Origin of the sequence: Micromonospora sp. NPDC048947, assembly GCF_040649495.1 — a bacterium.
GTDB classification, from domain to species: Bacteria; Actinomycetota; Actinomycetes; order Mycobacteriales; family Micromonosporaceae; genus Micromonospora; species Micromonospora alfalfae.
In genome coordinates this window covers 119703-136195 of sequence record NZ_JBEZFO010000018.1, presented here as the reverse complement: position 1 = coordinate 136195, position 16493 = coordinate 119703, and the positions used below count along the sequence as shown (strand labels likewise).

15 protein-coding genes and 1 tRNA gene are annotated in these 16493 nt (G+C 69.5%); 6 read left to right on the top strand and 10 right to left on the bottom strand.

All coding sequences use genetic code 11. The features are described from left to right. Positions 1-42: 42 nt before the first annotated feature. The 4 genes from thrC to argS all read right to left on the bottom strand — a co-directional run bounded on the left by thrC (position 43) and on the right by argS (position 5604). Positions 43-1092 carry a threonine synthase gene (gene thrC / locus AB0B98_RS24615; protein WP_238670550.1) on the bottom strand — a complete coding sequence of 350 codons (1050 nt, stop codon included), beginning with the start codon at positions 1090-1092 and terminating at the stop codon, positions 43-45. Positions 1093-1230: 138 nt separating this feature from the next. After that, a complete protein-coding gene (locus AB0B98_RS24610; protein WP_357365640.1) occupies positions 1231-2541 on the bottom strand; it encodes a homoserine dehydrogenase in 1311 nt (436 codons plus the stop codon). Positions 2542-2549: 8 nt separating this feature from the next. Then, positions 2550-3935 carry a diaminopimelate decarboxylase gene (lysA, locus tag AB0B98_RS24605; RefSeq protein ID WP_357365590.1) on the bottom strand — a complete coding sequence of 462 codons (1386 nt, stop codon included), beginning with the start codon at positions 3933-3935 and terminating at the stop codon, positions 2550-2552. A 1-nt stretch (position 3936) separates the two neighbouring features. Further along, complete coding sequence (argS, locus tag AB0B98_RS24600) at positions 3937-5604, bottom strand: arginine--tRNA ligase (RefSeq protein WP_357365588.1); 1668 nt, start codon at positions 5602-5604, stop codon at positions 3937-3939. Positions 5605-5701: 97 nt separating this feature from the next. On the opposite strand from argS, the gene AB0B98_RS24595 reads away from it, so the two are divergent. From AB0B98_RS24595 to AB0B98_RS24575, 5 genes are all read left to right on the top strand, one after another. Then, positions 5702-6505: a DUF3105 domain-containing protein gene (locus tag AB0B98_RS24595; protein WP_357281730.1), complete on the top strand. Its 804-nt coding sequence runs from the start codon at positions 5702-5704 to the stop codon at positions 6503-6505. A gap of 8 nt (positions 6506-6513) precedes the next feature. Further along, positions 6514-7182 carry a DUF305 domain-containing protein gene (locus tag AB0B98_RS24590; protein ID WP_357365586.1) on the top strand — a complete coding sequence of 223 codons (669 nt, stop codon included), beginning with the start codon at positions 6514-6516 and terminating at the stop codon, positions 7180-7182. Between the two features lie 831 nt (positions 7183-8013). Next, positions 8014-8706, top strand: coding sequence for a winged helix-turn-helix domain-containing protein (locus tag AB0B98_RS24585; RefSeq protein WP_238670588.1), 693 nt, complete (start codon positions 8014-8016; stop codon positions 8704-8706). A gap of 90 nt (positions 8707-8796) precedes the next feature. Then, a tRNA-Arg gene (locus AB0B98_RS24580) sits at positions 8797-8871 on the top strand. Positions 8872-9632: 761 nt separating this feature from the next. Next, positions 9633-10031, top strand: a complete 399-nt coding sequence (locus AB0B98_RS24575; RefSeq protein ID WP_357365584.1) for a peptidase inhibitor family I36 protein — start codon at positions 9633-9635, stop codon at positions 10029-10031. A 218-nt stretch (positions 10032-10249) separates the two neighbouring features. Here AB0B98_RS24575 and AB0B98_RS24570 read toward each other — a convergent pair whose 3' ends face one another. Continuing rightward, positions 10250-10543, bottom strand: coding sequence for a hypothetical protein (locus AB0B98_RS24570; protein ID WP_357365582.1), 294 nt, complete (start codon positions 10541-10543; stop codon positions 10250-10252). 264 nt (positions 10544-10807) lie between these two features. After that, positions 10808-11617, bottom strand: a complete 810-nt coding sequence (locus tag AB0B98_RS24565; protein ID WP_357365580.1) for a hypothetical protein — start codon at positions 11615-11617, stop codon at positions 10808-10810. A 73-nt stretch (positions 11618-11690) separates the two neighbouring features. On the opposite strand from AB0B98_RS24565, the gene AB0B98_RS24560 reads away from it, so the two are divergent. Next, positions 11691-12149, top strand: coding sequence for a hypothetical protein (locus tag AB0B98_RS24560; RefSeq protein ID WP_357365578.1), 459 nt, complete (start codon positions 11691-11693; stop codon positions 12147-12149). Between the two features lie 10 nt (positions 12150-12159). Here the strand turns inward: AB0B98_RS24560 and AB0B98_RS24555 are convergent, their stop codons facing one another. The 4 genes from AB0B98_RS24555 to AB0B98_RS24540 all read right to left on the bottom strand — a co-directional run bounded on the left by AB0B98_RS24555 (position 12160) and on the right by AB0B98_RS24540 (position 16467). Next, a complete protein-coding gene (locus AB0B98_RS24555; protein WP_357365576.1) occupies positions 12160-14541 on the bottom strand; it encodes an excinuclease ABC subunit UvrA in 2382 nt (793 codons plus the stop codon). A gap of 29 nt (positions 14542-14570) precedes the next feature. Continuing rightward, positions 14571-14981 carry a VOC family protein gene (locus AB0B98_RS24550; protein ID WP_238657381.1) on the bottom strand — a complete coding sequence of 137 codons (411 nt, stop codon included), beginning with the start codon at positions 14979-14981 and terminating at the stop codon, positions 14571-14573. Positions 14982-14986: 5 nt separating this feature from the next. Continuing rightward, entirely contained in the window at positions 14987-15436 is a 450-nt protein-coding gene (locus tag AB0B98_RS24545; RefSeq protein WP_238670557.1) for a helix-turn-helix transcriptional regulator, read from the bottom strand. A gap of 71 nt (positions 15437-15507) precedes the next feature. Continuing rightward, positions 15508-16467: an ATP-dependent DNA ligase gene (locus AB0B98_RS24540; protein ID WP_357365573.1), complete on the bottom strand. Its 960-nt coding sequence runs from the start codon at positions 16465-16467 to the stop codon at positions 15508-15510. Between the last annotated feature and the right edge of the window lie 26 nt (positions 16468-16493).

Below are 16493 nucleotides of genomic sequence, written 5' to 3'. Positions count from 1 at the left end.
GTCCAGTCACCCGCCGCCGATCACCACCCGGAGGTGGCGCGCTCAGGCCAGGTCGAGGGCGCGCGCCGCAGCCAGCGGGTCGTTCGCGATGGTCACCGGCGCCGGCGCAGTGGAGATCGCCCACTCCGGGTCCTTCAACCCGTGGCCGGTCACAGTGCAGACCACAGTGGAACCGGGCGGCACCGCGCCCGCCGCGGCCTGCTGCAGCAGGCCGGCCACGCTGGCCGCGCTGCCCAGCTCGACGAAGACCCCCACCTCACGGGCGAGCAGACGGTACGCGGAGAGGATCTCCCGGTCGGTCACCGACGCGATCAGGCCACCGGAGGCGTCCCGGGCATCCAACGCCTTCGTCCAGCTGGCCGGGTTGCCGATCCGGATCGCGGTGGCGATGGTGGACGGCTCCGGCACCACCTGGCCGGTCACGATCGGGGCCGCCCCGGCGGCCTGGAAGCCGTACATCTTCGGGGCGCGGGTGGTGGCGCCGGCGGCCAGCTCCTCGGCGTATCCCATCCAGTACGCGGAGATGTTGCCGGCGTTGCCGACCGGCAGGCAGTGGATGTCGGGCGCGTCACCGAGCGCCTCGACGATCTCGAAGGCGGCGGTCTTTTGGCCGTGCAGCCGGTCGATGTTCACCGAGTTGACCAACGCGACCGGGTAGTCCTGGGCGAGCTTGGCCGCCGTCGCGAGGCAGTCGTCGAAGTTGCCGTTCACCTGCAGCAGCTTCGCGCCGTGCACCAGCGCCTGGGCCAGCTTGCCCAGCGCGATCTTGCCCTGCGGCACCAGCACGGCGCAGGTCAACCCGGCGCGGGCCGCGTACGCCGCGGCGGAGGCGCTGGTGTTGCCGGTGGAGGCGCAGATGATGGCCTTGTTGCCGGCCTCGACCGCCTTGGACACCGCGAGGGTCATCCCCCGGTCCTTGAAGGAGCCGGTCGGGTTGGCGCCCTCCACCTTGAGGTGCACGTCGCAACCGAGCCGGGCGGACAGCACCGGCGCCGGCAACAGCGGGGTGTTGCCCTCGTGCAGCGTGACGACCGGCGTGGCCGCAGTGACCGGCAGCCGATCCCGGTACGCCTCGATCAGACCCCGCCACATGTCGCTCTCCTCGCTTCTACCGCTGCGCCCACCCGATATCAGGGCCACCTTGGACCAGCCCGCTGGAGTGGTCAATGGCACACCCCCGCCTACCCACCTGGCGGGACGCGCGAGCCGTTCCGTCGATGATGCAACGACTCAGGCGTCGCCCTCGACCCGCAGCACACTGGTCACCGACCGGACAATGTCCAGACCGCGCAGCTCGCCGACTGTCGCGGCGAGCGCGGCGTCCGGTGCCACATGCGTGACGATGACCAGCTCGGCGTCGCCGTCGCGGCCCGCTGGCCCGCCCGCCGAGCCCTGCCGCACCGTCGCGATCGACACGTCGTGCCGGGCGAAGACGCCCGCCACCGAGGCCAGCACACCCGGGCGGTCGGCCACGTCGAGGCTCACGTGGTAGCGGGTCAACGCCTCACCCATCGGCCGTACCGCGAGGGCCGCGTACGCGCTCTCGCTGGCCGCGCGCACCCCGGCGAGCCGGTTGCGGGACACCGCGACCACGTCACCGAGCACCGCGCTGGCGGTGGGTGCGCCACCGGCGCCCCGACCGTAGAACATCAACTGCCCGGCCGCGTCCGCCTCCACGAAGACCGCGTTGAACGCGTCCCCGACGCTGGCCAGCGGGTGGCTGCGCGGGATCATCGCCGGGTGCACCCGGACGCTGACCGTCTCCCGGCCGGTGGGGTCGACACCCCGGGCCGCGATGCAGAGCAGTTTGATCGTGCAGCCCATCGCCTGGGCGCTGGCCATGTCCGCGGCGGTCACCTCGGTGATGCCCTCGCGGTGCACGTCGGCGGCGCCGACCCGGGTGTGGAACGCCAGCGAGGCGAGGATCGCCGCCTTCGCCGCCGCGTCGAAGCCCTCCACGTCGGCGGTCGGATCGGCCTCCGCGTACCCCAGGGCTGTGGCCTCTTCGAGGGCCTCGGCGAAGCCGGCGCCGGTCGCGTCCATCGCGGAGAGGATGAAGTTGGTGGTGCCGTTGACGATGCCAATGACCCGGTTGATCCGGTCGCCGTGCAGCGACTCCCGTAGCGGGCGCAGCAGCGGGATGGCCCCGGCCACTGACGCCTCGTAGTAGAGGTCGCCGCCGCCCTCGGCCGCCGCCTCGTGCAGGGCCACGCCGTCCTCGGCGAGCAGCGCCTTGTTGGCGGTGACCACGCTCTTGCCGGCGCGCAGCGCCTCGACCAGCCAGCTCCGGGCCGGTTCGATGCCACCGACCACCTCGATCACCACGTCCACGTCGTCGCGCTTGATCAGGCCAAGCGCGTCGGTGGTGAAGAGGTCCTCGTCGACCGGCAGGTCACCCCTGTCGCGGCCGAGCCGACGGACGGCGATGCCGGCGATCTCCAGCGGGGCGCCGATCCGCGCGGTGAGGTCGGCCGACTGCTCGTGCAGCAGCCGGACCACCTCCTGGCCGACAGTGCCACAGCCGAGCAGCGCCAAGCGCACAGGTGACGTCATCCAACATCCAATGCGAGCAGGTCCTCTTCGGTTTCCCGCCGGACGATCAGGCGCGCCTGGCCGTCGCGCACCGCGACCACCGGTGGCCGGGGCACATGGTTGTAGTTGCTGGCCATGCTTCGGCAGTACGCACCGGTGCCGGGCACTGCTACAAGATCTCCGGGCTGCACGTCGGCGGGCAGGAATTCATCCTTCACCACGATGTCCCCGGACTCACAGTGCTTTCCCACCACGCGGGCGAGCAACGGCTGCGCGGTCGACGCCCGCGAGGCCAGCGTCGCCGAGTAGGTCGCGTCGTAGAGGGCGGTGCGGATGTTGTCGCTCATCCCGCCGTCGACGCTGACGTACGTCCGTAGGCCGTCGAGGTCCTTCACAGTGCCGACCTCGTAGAGGGTGAACACGGCCGGCCCGACGATGGCCCGGCCCGGCTCGATCGACAGGCGCGGCACCGCCAGGTTCTCCGCGGCGCACTCCGAATCGACGATCCTCCGAAGCCGCTTGGCCAGATCCTGCGGGGTCGCCGGGTCGTCCTGGGTGGTGTACGCGATGCCGAAGCCGCCGCCCAGGTCCAGCTCGGGCAGCTCCACCCCGCGCGCGTCGCGGATCTGCGCCTGGAGGGCGAGCACCCGCCGGGCCGAGACCTCGAAGCCGCTGGCGTCGAAGATCTGCGAGCCGATGTGCGAGTGCAGCCCACGCAACTCCAGCACACCCTCGTCGAGGATCTTGAACGCGGCGTTCGCGGCGGCGCCGCCAGCGAGGGAGAAGCCGAACTTCTGGTCCTCGTGGGCGGTGGCGATGAACTCGTGGGTGTGCGCCTCGACGCCCACAGTGACCCGGACCAGCACCCTAGGCCGGACCCCGCGCTCGCGGGCCAGCGCGGTGAGCCGGTCGATCTCGGTGAACGAGTCGACGATGATCCGGCCCACGCCCGCGTCCAGCGCCCGGCCCAGCTCGGCGACCGACTTGTTGTTGCCGTGGAAGCCGATCCGCTCCGGCGGCATCCCGGCCGACAGCGCCGTGGCCAGCTCGCCACCGGTGCAGACGTCCAGGTGCAGCCCCTCCTCGGCGATCATCCGGACCACCGCCCGGCAGAGGAACGCCTTGCCCGCGTAGTACACGTCCTCGGTCGGGAAGGCCGCCCGGAAGTCGCGGCAGCGCGAGCGCAGGTCGGCCTCGTCGAGGACGTACACCGGGGTGCCGAACTCGGCTGCGATGTCACTGACGCTCAGGCCCGCGACGGCGACCGCGCCGTCGGCGCCGCGGGTCACCGACCGTGGCCACAGCGCCGGCACGAGGGCGTTGACGTCGGCCGGGGTACGCAGCCAGGCGGGCCCCTGGTTGCTGATGTCCGCGTGCAGCGCACCGGCCTCGTGAGCCCTCATGTCACATCCTCTCGGGTGCGGAGACGCCGAGCAGGTAGAGGCCGTTGGCGATCACCGTGCGGGTGGCGTTGTTGAGCCAGAGCCGAGCGCGGTGCAGGTCGGTGATCTCCTCGTCGCCCAGCGGCAGCACCCGGCAGTTGTCGTAGAACCGGTGGTAGGAGGCGGCGACGCTCTCCTCCAGGTAGCGGGCCACCCGGTGCGGCTCCCGCAGCTCGGCGGCCGTCGCCACCACCGCTGGGAACTGGGCCAGCGCCTTGAGCAGCTCGTTCTCCTTCTCGTGGTCGAGCAGCTCGGGGCGGAACGCGTCGGCGTCACCCGGAACCAGCCCCACCTCGGCGGCGTTGCGGGCCACGCCCGCCGTCCGGGCTGCCACGTACTGCACGTAGTAGACCGGGTTGTCGCGGGTCGCCCGGGTCCACAGCTCGATGTCGATGTCGATCGGGGAGTCGCTGGAGTAGCGGGCCAACGCGTACCGGGAGGCGTCCACGCCGATCGCGTCGACAAGGTCCTCCAGGGTGATCACGGTGCCGGCCCGCTTGCTCATCCGCATCGGCGCGCCGTCGCGCAGCAGGTTGACCAGCTGCCCGATGAGGATCTCCAGGTTGCGCTCCGGGTCGTCGCCGAAGCAGGCGGACATCGCCTTCATCCGGCCGATGTAGCCGTGGTGGTCGGCGCCCAGCATGATCACGACCCGCTCGAAGCCGCGCTCGCGCTTGTCCAGGTAGTAGGCGCAGTCCGCGGCGAAGTACGTCCACTCGCCGTTGGACTTGCGCAGCACCCGGTCCTTGTCGTCGCCGAAGTCGGTGGTGCGCAGCCAGGTGGCGCCCTCGGACTCGTAGAGATGCCCCTGCTGGCGCAGCCGGGCCAGGGCGAGGTCCAGCTCACCCCGGTCGTGCAGGTCCTTCTCGTTGAAGTAGGTGTCGAACTCCACCCCGAAGTCGCGCAACGAGGTGCGGATCTCGTCGAACATCAGCGCGACGCCCTCGACCCGGAAGACCTCCTGGGCGGCGTCGTCGTCGAGCGAGCGCACCTCCGGCCGGCGGGCCTGCACCTCGGCGGCGATCTCGGCGATGTACGCCCCGCCGTAGCCGTCCTCCGGCGCCGCCTCGCCCTTGGCGGCGGCGAGCAGCGACCGGGCGAACCTGTCGATCTGCGAACCGGCGTCGTTGAAGTAGTACTCAGTGCCGACGTCGGCGCCGGTGGCCCGCAGCAGCCGGCTCAGCGCGTCACCGACGGCAGCCCAACGGACCCCGCCGATGTGCACCGGCCCGGTCGGGTTGGCCGAGACGAACTCCAGGTTGATCTTCTCGCCGGCGAGCCGGTCGCTGCGGCCGTACTCCGCGCCGGTCTCGACGATCACCCGCGCGAGCTGACCGGCCGCGGCGGCGTCGAGCCGAATGTTCAGAAAGCCCGGCCCGGCGATATCCACCGATTTGACCCCCGCCGCCCGACCCAGCTCATCGGCCAGGGCCGTCGCCAGCTCCCGGGGCGGGACGCCCACCTTCTTGCTCAACTGCAGCGCGAGCGTCGAGGCGTAGTCGCCGTGCTCGGGGTTGCGCGGTCGCTCCACCACCGTGCTCGCCGGCAACGCGGCGCGGTCCAGCCCACGCTGCTCGAAGACGGCGTGGGCGGCGGCAAGGACGACCGAGGCTAGTTCTGCAGGAGTCACCCAACCATGTTATCGGGGGTAGACTCGGGCACTCGGCGGCTCCCCTGCGCGTCATCCGGCCCGCCACTCCCCTGACCGACCGACTTGACGAGGCACGATGAGCATCAGCACCCCGGGTGGCCCTGAGCGCCGCCCGACCGTGGTCAGCACCGGCAAGAAGCCGGCTGCGGGCCGGCCGGCGTCCGGCGCCAAGGCCGGTTCCGGCAAGCCGACGGGCTCCCCCCGGGCCGGGGGCAAGGGCCCGCGCAAGCCGGTCACCCCGGTCAAGGTGAGCCAGGGCCGCGCGTGGGGGCCGATCGCGCTCTTCGTCGCGGTCGGCGTGCTCGCGGCCGGCATCATCGGCTACGGCGCCTGGGCGTCGTTCCAGGGCTCCAAGCCGTGGGACAAGCGCGCCAACGCCATCGACGGCATCGTCAACATCCGCAAGACCGACAAGGCGAGCCTCGACTACGAGTCGCACAAGTCGGGCCCGCTGACCTACAAGTACTCGCCGCCGGTGGGCGGGGTGCACAACGCCGCCTGGCAGAACTGCATGGGCGACGTGTACGACGCCCCGATCGCCAGCGAGCACGCGGTGCACAGCCTGGAGCACGGCGCGGTGTGGATCACCTACCGCCCGGACCTGCCCAAGGACCAGGTCGACAAGCTCGCCGGCAAGGTACGCGGCGTCGAGAAGATGCTGATGAGCCCGTACGAGGGCCTGGACAAGCCGATCTCGCTGCAGGCCTGGGGCTACCAACTCAAGGTCGACAACGCCGACGACTCGCGGATCGACGAGTTCATCAAGGACCTGCGGGTGAACGCCTCCGTCGAGGGCCCGACGGCGCTCTGCAACACCGGCATCACCGCCACCGGCACCACGCCACGTGAACTCCAGCAACAGCAGCAGCCCACCCAGTAAGGACGGCAATGACCGCTCCGGCAACCACCGACAGCGAGTACGACGAGATCCCGGCCGCCCCGGACGAGGGCGGCCGGACCCCGGCGTCGCGCTACGGCGTGCTGGCGCTCGCCATCATGCTGGTGGTGGGGCTCCTCCTCGGGTACGCGGGCGGTCTGCTCACCCCGCGGCTCACCCGACCCGGTGACGCCTCGGTCGAGGCGGGCTTCGCCCGGGACATGACGACCCACCACGCGCAGGCGGTGGAGATGAGCCTGATCGCGTACCGGTCGGCGACCCTCCCCGAGGTGCGGCAGATCGCCGTGGACATCGCCACCGGGCAGCAGGGCGAGATCGGCGCGATGCAGACCTGGCTGCGCGAGTGGGGCCTCAGCCCGACCGGGTCGAACCCACCGATGTCGTGGATGTCCGACGGGGCAACCGTCAAGGACGGCCTGATGCCGGGCATGGCCACGCCGCAACAGATGACCGCCCTGCGCGACGCCCAGGGCATCGAGGTCGACAGGCAGTTCCTGACCCTGATGTACAACCACCACCTCGGCGGCATCCACATGATCGACGCGGCGCTCGGCGCGACAGACAACGCCGAGGTGGTGCGGGTGGCGAACACCATGAAAGCCACCCAGCAGACCGAACTGAACAACCTCCGGCAGCTCCAGGCGCAGGCCAAGGGCTGACCGACCGGACGGCGCACCCGGCCCGCGTCCCCGCCGAACAGTGGCGGTGACGCGGGCCGCACCATGTCACCATCAGTTCCCCAACCCGCGCCCCCACCAACCCGCCCCCGGCTCGCCCTCAGCCCAGCCCTGGTCCCGGCCTGACCCCCGGCCCGCCCAGCCCTGGCTTAGCCCCGACCTGGCTCGACCCTCGACTCGGCCTGGCGCGGCCCTGGTCCGGCCCCGGCTCGGCCCGGCCCCGGCTCGGCCCGGCCCCGGCTCGGCCCGGCCCCGGCTCGGCCCGGCCCCGGCTCGGCCCAGCCCTGGCTCGGCCCAGCCTCGGCTCGGCTCGGCCCCGGCTCGGCTCGGCCCCCAGGCTTTGATCGACTCGGCTTTCAGAAAACCGCGCCGTCCGCCCGACCGGGACACCCCGACCTTCAGGAACCCGAGTCGATCAACGCCGGCGGACCGCCACCGCGTGACCGAACTCAACCCGCCTCGGCCCGACCCGACTCGACCCCGCCCGACCCCGCCCAGCCCGGCCCCCCACCCAACCCCCACCAGCCCGGCCCGACCCCCACCCAGCCCGGCTCGATCCCGCCCAAACCCGGGCTGGGCCAACCCCTAGGCCTTGATCGACTCGGCTTTCAGAAAACCGCGCCGTCCCCGCAACCGGGACACCCCGACCTTCAGGAACCCGAGTCGATCACGGCGGTCACACACGTCGCGTATGACCTGAACACCCCTCTCGTCCCTTGTGGGCGTTTTGCGTGGCACAGGCGATTACGTTGCTTAGAGAGTTTTCTCCCCACATATCGTGACCAGTTGCGATTCGGGCTCGTTGCCCAAGACGTGGGGGTTGCACTCAGAGACGCACGGCGTTCGGTCACCAGTTGGTGCCGACGCCACACCATCGGTGGTGACGGGGCGGTGGCAGCCGTCCGTCGCGGACAGCGGCAGGGCGAGCCGGGAATGCTCAGCCGCGAACAGGAACTCGAGTTGATCGACACGCTGCGGGGCGTCCATCCCGACGAGTTCGGCCTGGACGAGGAGTTGTGGACGCGGCAGAGCCTCACCACGCTCATCCAACGGCGCTTCGAGCTGCCGCTGGACACTGGCGCGGTCGGGGCGTACCTGCGGGCCTGGGGGTTGGGTCCGCGGGAGCCGCGCGAGCGGGCCTGCGGGCTCTGCGTCAGCGCGGTCGAGCGTTGGGTCCGCAGCGAGTACCCGGGGATCACCCGGGCCGCCCAGGAGCACCTCGCGGAGGTCTACTGGATCGGCCGGGTCCGGCTGCGCGGCACGATGCCGGCCGCCGACGTGATCTCCGCTGTCTCGTCCCGTGGTCGGGTGCGCTTCATGATCACTACGCCGACGGTGGACCCGCCGCTCCCCCGCGACTTCGTGCTGCGGCTCAGTGGTGAGGAGCAGCGCACCGTCCACCTGATCGTGGATGGCTCCTGGCCGCGCAACGAGTGGCCGCGCCGACTCCCTCGGCGAATCGTCCTGCACCCTCTGCCCAGTTGCGGGCGGGCGGTAGCCGCCTGAGCACCGGGTGGGCCGGTCCGACACGATCGGCCCACCCGATACCGATTCGGCGTACGCAGGGGAGGTTTGCTAGTCTTCTCCAGTCGCTGAGCCCCCGTAGCTCAGGGGATAGAGCACCGCCCTCCGGAGGCGGGGGCGCAGGTTCGAATCCTGCCGGGGGCACCATCAATGACCAGCACGAAAAGGCCCTTGACCAGGGGAAACTCGGTCAAGGGCCTTACTCGTGTGTCCGGCTGTGTCCGGCCGTCAGCGGCGCGTGGCGGGCGTCTGTGCCATATCCGTGCCAAAGTTCGGCCGCTCGGTCAGTCGTGGCCGAAATGCTCGGTCGACGCGTCGCCGGAGAGCAGCCTCACCGCCGTCTAGGCACTTGGCGTAGATGCTGAGCAGCACCCCCTCCACCGACTGCCCGGCCCAGCCGGCTACCTGGGTCGGCAAGACTCCCCCGTTGAACCAATTCAACACGGCGCATGTATCGCCGGCCGTTAAGGGGCCAGCGTGGTTCGACTCGGCATGGCCGACCGTCACCTTCCGCCACGACGGATGAACGCCTACCTCGGGCGGCTGCTCGGCGAGGTAGGCGCGGCACTGCTCAACATCGACGGCTCGCTGTGCGGCAGCTTCGCCGAATACCCGGCGCGCCGACACTTGGGAAGGTGTACTGAGATACCCACCACGATTGCCCGCTGGCCCACCTTTAAAAGAGTGAGGCTTAGATTAACCGACAGAAGTGGTCACGGGAGCGCCTTGCTACCTCCTCCCCAGTCCTTGACACATCAAAATACCGTTGATAGGATCTTGTTAACTTCCATATCTCGATATGCCGCGCTAATCAATGATGAAGGTCCAGAAGTACCGACAACTTCGCAGCATCTTCAGCTTGAGATCGCCGGAAAATCGAGTGCGGGCACAACGAACGGGGAGCGCATATGAGGATCATCCGAAAAGCCATTGCCGTTTTGGGCTTTATAGCGCTAGGCATGGCCGTCGCGCCACCCGTAGCCGCGCAAGCCGCCACCCCGCAGCCGGCAGCAGCCCTGGCAGCTTGGGATTGCCCCTCCGGAAACCTCTGCGTCTGGGACGGCACGGGTGGAACGGGCGCGCGCTGCCTTTGGAGTGACGCCGACCCCGACTGGCGCAGCGGTATCACTTGCTCCTGGTCTCTCAATTGGCCAGTGCGCTCGGTCTACAACCGCGGGACCAGCCCGGCCTACCGTGGCGTCACACTCTACCAAGGCGCGAATTATGTGACTGCTCAACATAATCTTGCGCAAGGCGTGAAAAACAGCGACGTTTACTACTACGCACGGTCACACCGTTGGCAATGATCCCTACCTGACGGCTGGCAACTCACAAGGTGGTACTGGACGACGCGTCCAACCGCGCGTCGTCCAGTCACCTCAGCAATCAGGGTGGACGGATGGACCCGCCCGAATCGAGTACTAGTAGGCGGCTCTCGGCTTGTTAGCATCGGCTATACGTCGCGCAATCGCCCGCACGCAAGCGGCCGGCCATCGCAGTCCTGAGTGCCGAAGTTCGGCACGGGTCAGCCGTGGCCGAACGCTCGTTCGACGCGTTGCCGGAGAGCAGCCTCACGGCCGTCTAGGCACTTGGCGTAGATCCTGAGCAGCACCTCCACTGACTGTCCGGCCCAGTCAGCTACCTGGGTCGGCGGCACTCCCCCGTTTAGCTGTGTCGACACGGCGGCGTGCCGCAGGTCGTACGGGGTGCGTGCCAGCGGGGAGGCGTAGACCTCGGGCGTTAACACGGCGGCGCGTGCCCACCGCCAGACGCGGTTGATCGTGCCCTTGGGTAATTCCTCCTTGTTGCGCTCTCCCACGAACAGCCAACCGTCTGGGCCGTAGCCGAATAGCGCGATGTGGGCATTAATGATTGCGGTTAGTTCGGGTGGGCAGGGAACCGTTCGTGTCTCCCCTCGGGCGCGCTGCTTGAGTTGGCGGCTGTCCCGATTCTTCCCACTGTCGGTCCATTCCCGACCCGCGTGCGGGTTAGCTCCGTCGAGCGTGAATTCTCCCCAGCCCTTCTCCGATAGGTGAAGGTTCGGCTTTGCGAGGCGAACAGCTTCCTCCGGTCGCATAGCCGCCTAGTAGAGGCAGGCGTAGAAGGCGACCATGCGCGGACCGATGCGCCCCTGCTCTCGGACCCCGTTTAACAGAGTCCGTACCTGAACCGGGTTAGCCACTGATCGCCGGTCGATCGTCACAACGGTTTTTGGTGGCTTCCACTTCAGTCGCGGCAGCGGGTTTGCCAGCAGCGCCCGTCTTTCCACTGCGTATTCGATTGCCGTGTTGAAAATCTTCCGTCGGCGACTGATGACGCTCGGTGCGGCCGGTGCGCCGTCGAGTCGCACTGTGAGGCCATCCAGCACCGGCCGCAGCACTTCCGGGCGGCTAAGGCTTGCCACGTCTCGGGCGTTCCGCTTCACCCAACTGAGCACCTTCGCCACGTCGGCGGGCATGTCCTCAGCGCTGCGGCGGGCAGTGTTGAATGCCCACCGGCCTAGCGCGTGGCGAAGTAACTTGCCGTCTGGTCGACCCTTTCCATTGGTCAGCATGAGCACGGTAAGCACGGTCAGTGCTTCGGCGTGAGTGCGCCTAGTCGTGGCGGCTACGTGCGGCCATTTCATGTCGGCGAATGCGCAGGCCAGGTCGTACCACGACATGGTGACCGTTTCGCGTCGCATCGTGGCCGGAAGCCCCGATGCGACATCGAACGCTTCACCCTTTCGGGAAGCCGTTACCAGTTCAGACCGGAAGCCCTCCGCGAGCGCCTTTGTCTTGAATACCTCTTTGCGTGGCTGCCCGGCGACGCGCCAGCGAACGCGGTAGGTGCGCCCTCCGGAGGCGGGGGCGCAGGTTCGAATCCTGCCGGGGGCACCAAGATTGACCAGCACTACAGGCTCCTGACCCAGAAATTCGGTCAGGGGCCTTCATCGTTTTGGCGGAGCACAGGCCAGAATGTCGATCATGCTGTTTCTCGGTCTGCTCCTCGCCGCGCTGGGTGGGGCCGTCATGGCGACACTCCTCACCGTCCGTGGGTTCCGCGCGGTGTTCAAAAAGAGCGAACGGTCGGGTCGCCTGCGCACTGCGGCGCTGCTCCTCGGTGCGGGTGCCGTCGCCCTGTACGCATGGGGTCTGCTCCACCTCGGTTACGCGGTGATGCAGGCCGAGGACGGTGGCGCCGGATCCGCCCCGGTCGGGCCCTGTCGCCAGGCCGGGCCACAGGTGGCGAGCCTGGTCGTCGGTTACGACGTCAGCTTCCTACCGCTGCACTTCGAGTGCCGCCTCAGCGGTGGCGGCGCCTACGTGACCTCGTCGGTGCCCGGGTACGTCACCCCGGCCACTGTCGGCCTCGGTCTGGTCGCCGCCACCTGCGGAGTCCTCGCCAACACGACGGCACGCCGCGTCCAACCACCGGTGGCGTGAATGGCGGCCGTCAGGTGCCGACGTACGCCGCCAGGTGCTCGCCGGTGAGGGTGGAGCGGGCGGCGACGAGGTCTGTGGGCGTGCCCTCGAAGACGATCCGCCCACCGTCGTGGCCTGCGCCGGGGCCGATATCGATGATCCAGTCGGCGTGCGCCATGACCGCCTGGTGGTGCTCGATGACGATCACCGACTTGCCGGAGTCGACAAGGCGGTCGAGCAGGCCGAGCAGTTGCTCGACGTCGGCCAGGTGCAGGCCGGTGGTCGGCTCGTCGAGGACGTAGACGCCGCCCTTCTCAGCCATGTGGGTGGCCAGCTTGAGCCGTTGCCGCTCCCCGCCGGAGAGAGTCGTGAGCGGCTGCCCGAGGCTCAGATAGCCGAGCCCGACGTCGGCGAGCCGGTCGAGGATGGCGTGCGCCGCCGGCGTACGGGCCTCGCCTGCGCCGAAGAACTTCTCGGCCTCCGTCACCGACATGGCGAGCACCTCGCTGATGTCGCGACCACCGAAGCGGTATTCCAGCACCGATGCCTGGAACCGCTTGCCCTCGCAGTCCTCGCAGGGGGCGGCGACGCCCGCCATCATCCCCAGGTCGGTGTAGATGACGCCAGCGCCGTTGCAGCTCGGGCAGGCACCCTCGGAGTTGGCGCTGAACAGCGCCGGCTTCACCCCGTTGGCCTTCGCGAACGCCTTACGGATCGGGTCGAGCAACCCGGTGTACGTGGCCGGGTTGCTGCGCCGTGAGCCGCGGATCGCGCCCTGGTCGATGGAGACCACGCCCGCGCCGGCCGGTATCGAGGAGTGCACGAGCGAACTCTTGCCGGAGCCGGCGACGCCGGTCACGACGACGAGCACCCCGAGGGGTACGTCGACGTTGACGTCCTGGAGGTTGTTGGCAGTGGCGCCCCGGATCTCCAGTTTGCCGGTGGGTGTCCGGACCGTCTCCTTGAGGGCCGCCCGGTCGTCGAGGTGGCGGCCGGTGATGGTGCCGCTGGCCCGGAGACCTTCCACTGTGCCCTCGTAGCAGACGGTCCCGCCCTCGGTGCCGGCGCCGGGGCCGAGGTCGACGACGTGGTCGGCGATGGCGATGGCCTCCGGCTTGTGCTCCACGACCAGGACGGTGTTGCCCTTGTCGCGCAGCTGGAGCAGCAGCTCGTTCATTCGTTGGATGTCGTGCGGGTGCAGCCCGATCGTCGGCTCGTCGAAGACGTAGGTGACGTCGGTGAGCGAGGAGCCGAGGTGGCGGATCATCTTGGTGCGCTGCGCCTCACCGCCGGAGAGGGTGCCCGACGGTCGATCGAGCGACAGGTAGCCCAGCCCGATCTCCTCGAACGAGTCGAGGAGGTGTTGCAGGCCGGCCAGCAACGGGGCCACCGACGGGTCTTCGATCCCGCGTACCCAGGCGGCCAGGTCGCTGATCTGCATCGCGCACACGTCGGCGATGTTCAGGCCCTTGATCTTCGACGACAGGGCCTCCTTGCTGAGCCGGGTGCCGGCACAGTCAGGGCAGGTCGTGAAGGTCACCGCGCGCTCCACGAAGGCGCGGATGTGCGGCTGCAACGCGTCGATGTCCTTGGCGAGGAAGGACTTCTGGATCGACGGGATCAGGCCCGCGTACGTCAGGTTGATCCCATCGACTTTGATCTTGGTCGGCTCCCGGTGGAGCAGGTCGTGCAGCTCCCGCTTGGTGAACTTGGCGATCGGCTTGTCCGGGTCGAAGTAGCCGCAGCCCCGGAAGATCCGGCCGAACCAGCCCTCCATGCTGTAACCCGGGATGGTGATCGCGCCCTCGTTGAGCGAGAGGTTGTCGTCGTAGAGCGCCGACAGGTCGATGTCGGTCACGGCACCTCTGCCCTCGCACCGCGGGCACATGCCGCCGAGACGGTTGAAGGTCGCCTTCTCGGTTTTCGTCTTGCCGACGCCGCGATCGACTGTGATCGCCCCGGTCGCCTTCACCGAGGGAACATTGAAGGAGTACGCGTTGGGCGGGCCGATGTGCGGCTGCCCGAGCCGGCTGAACAGGATGCGCAGCATCGCGTTGGCGTCGGTGGCGGTGCCGACGGTGGAGCGGGAGTTGGCGCCCATCCGCTCCTGGTCCACGATGATCGCCGTGGTCAGGCCATCCAGCAGGTCAACCTCGGGTCGCGCCAACGTCGGCATGAAACCCTGCACGAAGGTGCTGTAGGTCTCGTTGATCATCCGCTGCGACTCGGCAGCGATGGTGCCGAACACCAACGAGCTCTTGCCGGAGCCGGAGACACCCGTGAACACCGTCAGCCGCCGCTTCGGGATCTCGACGCTGACGTCCTTGAGATTGTTCACCCGCGCGCCCTGCACCCGGATCAGGTCGTGGCTGTCGGCGACGTGCGGCGCGGACGGCTGGATGGCCGTGCTCATCGTCTCTCCATCTGTCGGGCGCGCGGGACTCAGCGCACTTCCTGAATGCGGACCATATTGCCGGCCGGGTCCCGGAAGGCACAGTCGCGCACGCCGTACGGCTGCTCGGTCGGCTCCTGGACGACCTCGGCGTCGCTGGCCTCCAACTTGGCGAAGGTGGCGTCGAGGTCGGTGGTGGCGAGGTTGACGCCGAAGTAGCTGCCCTTGGCCATCAACTCGAGGATGGTCTGCCGCTCGTCGTCGGTGATGCCGGGGTTGGCGGCCGGCGGGTGCAGGACGATGGCGGTGCTGGGTTGGCCGACCGGCCCGACCGTGATCCACCGCATCCCCTCGTACCCGACGTCGAGGCGGACCTCGAAACCGAGGATGTCGCGGTAGAAGACCAGCGAGGCCTCCGGGTCGGTGTGCGGCAGGAAACTCGAATGAATGGTGATGTCCATGCTGGTCACGCTAGTTGCGCCTCGGTGACCTGCGCTTCTCGATTCCTGACCGGTCTGGTCACCTGCTTCGCCACGCACGACGGCATCCCCGCCGTGGCCTGCGCCGCCTGCCGCCGGTAGACGCTGGGTGGCACACCCACCAGCTCGGTGAAGCGGGTGCTGAAGGTGCCCAACGACGAACAACCGACAGCGAAACAGACGTCGGTGACGCTCAGGTCACCACGGCGCAGCAGGGCCATCGCCCGCTCGATCCGTCGGGTCATCAGGTAGCTGTACGGAGATTCGCCATAGGCGAGCCGGAACTCGCGGCTGAGGTGCCCGGCCGACATGTGCGCGCCGCGGGCGAGCGCCTCGACGTCCAGCGGAGACGCGTACTCCCTGTCGATCCGGTCGCGGACCCGGCGCAGCCGTGCCAGGTCGGCCAGTCGCTGGGTCGCGTCGGATTTGCTGCTCACCTGCGAAATCGTGCCACAACCCACCGACAATCGAGCGCTCGCCGGGCGCGAGCGGAGGCCGACGAGCCTGGTCAGCCGGCCTCGCGGCGGGCGCGGGCCCGGCGCTTCCCCTCGTGCATGGCCTGCACCCGGGCCACCGGGATGGTCCGGCCCTCGGCGACCAGATCGGCGGGGAGCTGTTGCGGTGCCGGCATCAGCGCGGCCCACGGGTCGCCGTCGGCGAGCAGTGCTGGCGCGGTCCGGATGGTGAAGTCGGCGGGGGTCACCTCGGTCAGCTCCGCCCAGTCGACAGGGAACGAGACCGGCATCCCCGGCCGCAGCCGGGGGCTGTACGCGGCGGCCACTGTCGCTCCACCCGCCCGGGTGGCGTCCACGAAGACCCGGCCACCCCGGTCCTCCTTGATGTAGGCAGTGGTGGCCAGCGCCGGGTCGAGCCGCTCGGCGCGGACGGCGAGTGCCCGGGTGGCGGCGGCCAGCTCCTCGGCCGTTGGTTCGTCGGTCACCGGTACGAAGACGTGCACGCCCTTGGCGCCGCTGGTCTTGACGGCACCGGCCAGGCCGGCGTCGGCGAGCGCCTGACGGACCAGCAGGGCGGCGTCGACAGCCGCGCGGAACCCGTCGTCGTCCGGCGGGTCCAGGTCGAGGATCAGGTGGGTCGGGCGGTGCAGATCCGCCACGGTGGCCAACGTCGGGTGGTATTCCACCGCCCGCTGGTTGGCGAACCAGAGCAGGGTGCGGCGGTCGTCGCAGAGGGCGTACGAGATCTCCCGGTGTGACGCCTCCGCCCAGACCGGTGCCCGGCGGACCCAGTCCGGGGTGTAGCGGGGCAGGTTCTTCTGCATGAACGGCGGCTGGCCGGGGCGGACCCTGATCACCGACAGCGGCCGGCCCCGCAGTTGCGGAAGGATCCGGTCCCGGACCGCGTCGAGGTAGTCGACCAGGTCACGCTTTGTCGCGCCGTCGCGGTCGGACAGCGGCTGGTCCAGGTTGGTCAGGGCCACGCCGTCCCGGGTCTCGTCAGCCTCGCTCACCCGACCACCCTCCCGGCCTGGATGCC

Excerpts from the sequence above, each read along its gene's own strand:
- AB0B98_RS24595 (WP_357281730.1), top strand. The coding sequence starts at position 5,702 with ATGAGCATCAGCACCCCGGGTGGCCCTGAGCGCCGCCCGACCGTGGTC.
- AB0B98_RS24575 (WP_357365584.1), top strand. The coding sequence starts at position 9,633 with ATGAGGATCATCCGAAAAGCCATTGCCGTTTTGGGCTTTATAGCGCTA.
- thrC (WP_238670550.1), bottom strand. The coding sequence starts at position 1,092 with ATGTGGCGGGGTCTGATCGAGGCGTACCGGGATCGGCTGCCGGTCACT.
- AB0B98_RS24560 (WP_357365578.1), top strand. The coding sequence starts at position 11,691 with ATGCTGTTTCTCGGTCTGCTCCTCGCCGCGCTGGGTGGGGCCGTCATG.
- AB0B98_RS24550 (WP_238657381.1), bottom strand. The coding sequence starts at position 14,981 with ATGGACATCACCATTCATTCGAGTTTCCTGCCGCACACCGACCCGGAG.
- AB0B98_RS24555 (WP_357365576.1), bottom strand. The coding sequence starts at position 14,541 with ATGAGCACGGCCATCCAGCCGTCCGCGCCGCACGTCGCCGACAGCCAC.
- lysA (WP_357365590.1), bottom strand. The coding sequence starts at position 3,935 with ATGAGGGCTCACGAGGCCGGTGCGCTGCACGCGGACATCAGCAACCAG.
- AB0B98_RS24590 (WP_357365586.1), top strand. The coding sequence starts at position 6,514 with ATGACCGCTCCGGCAACCACCGACAGCGAGTACGACGAGATCCCGGCC.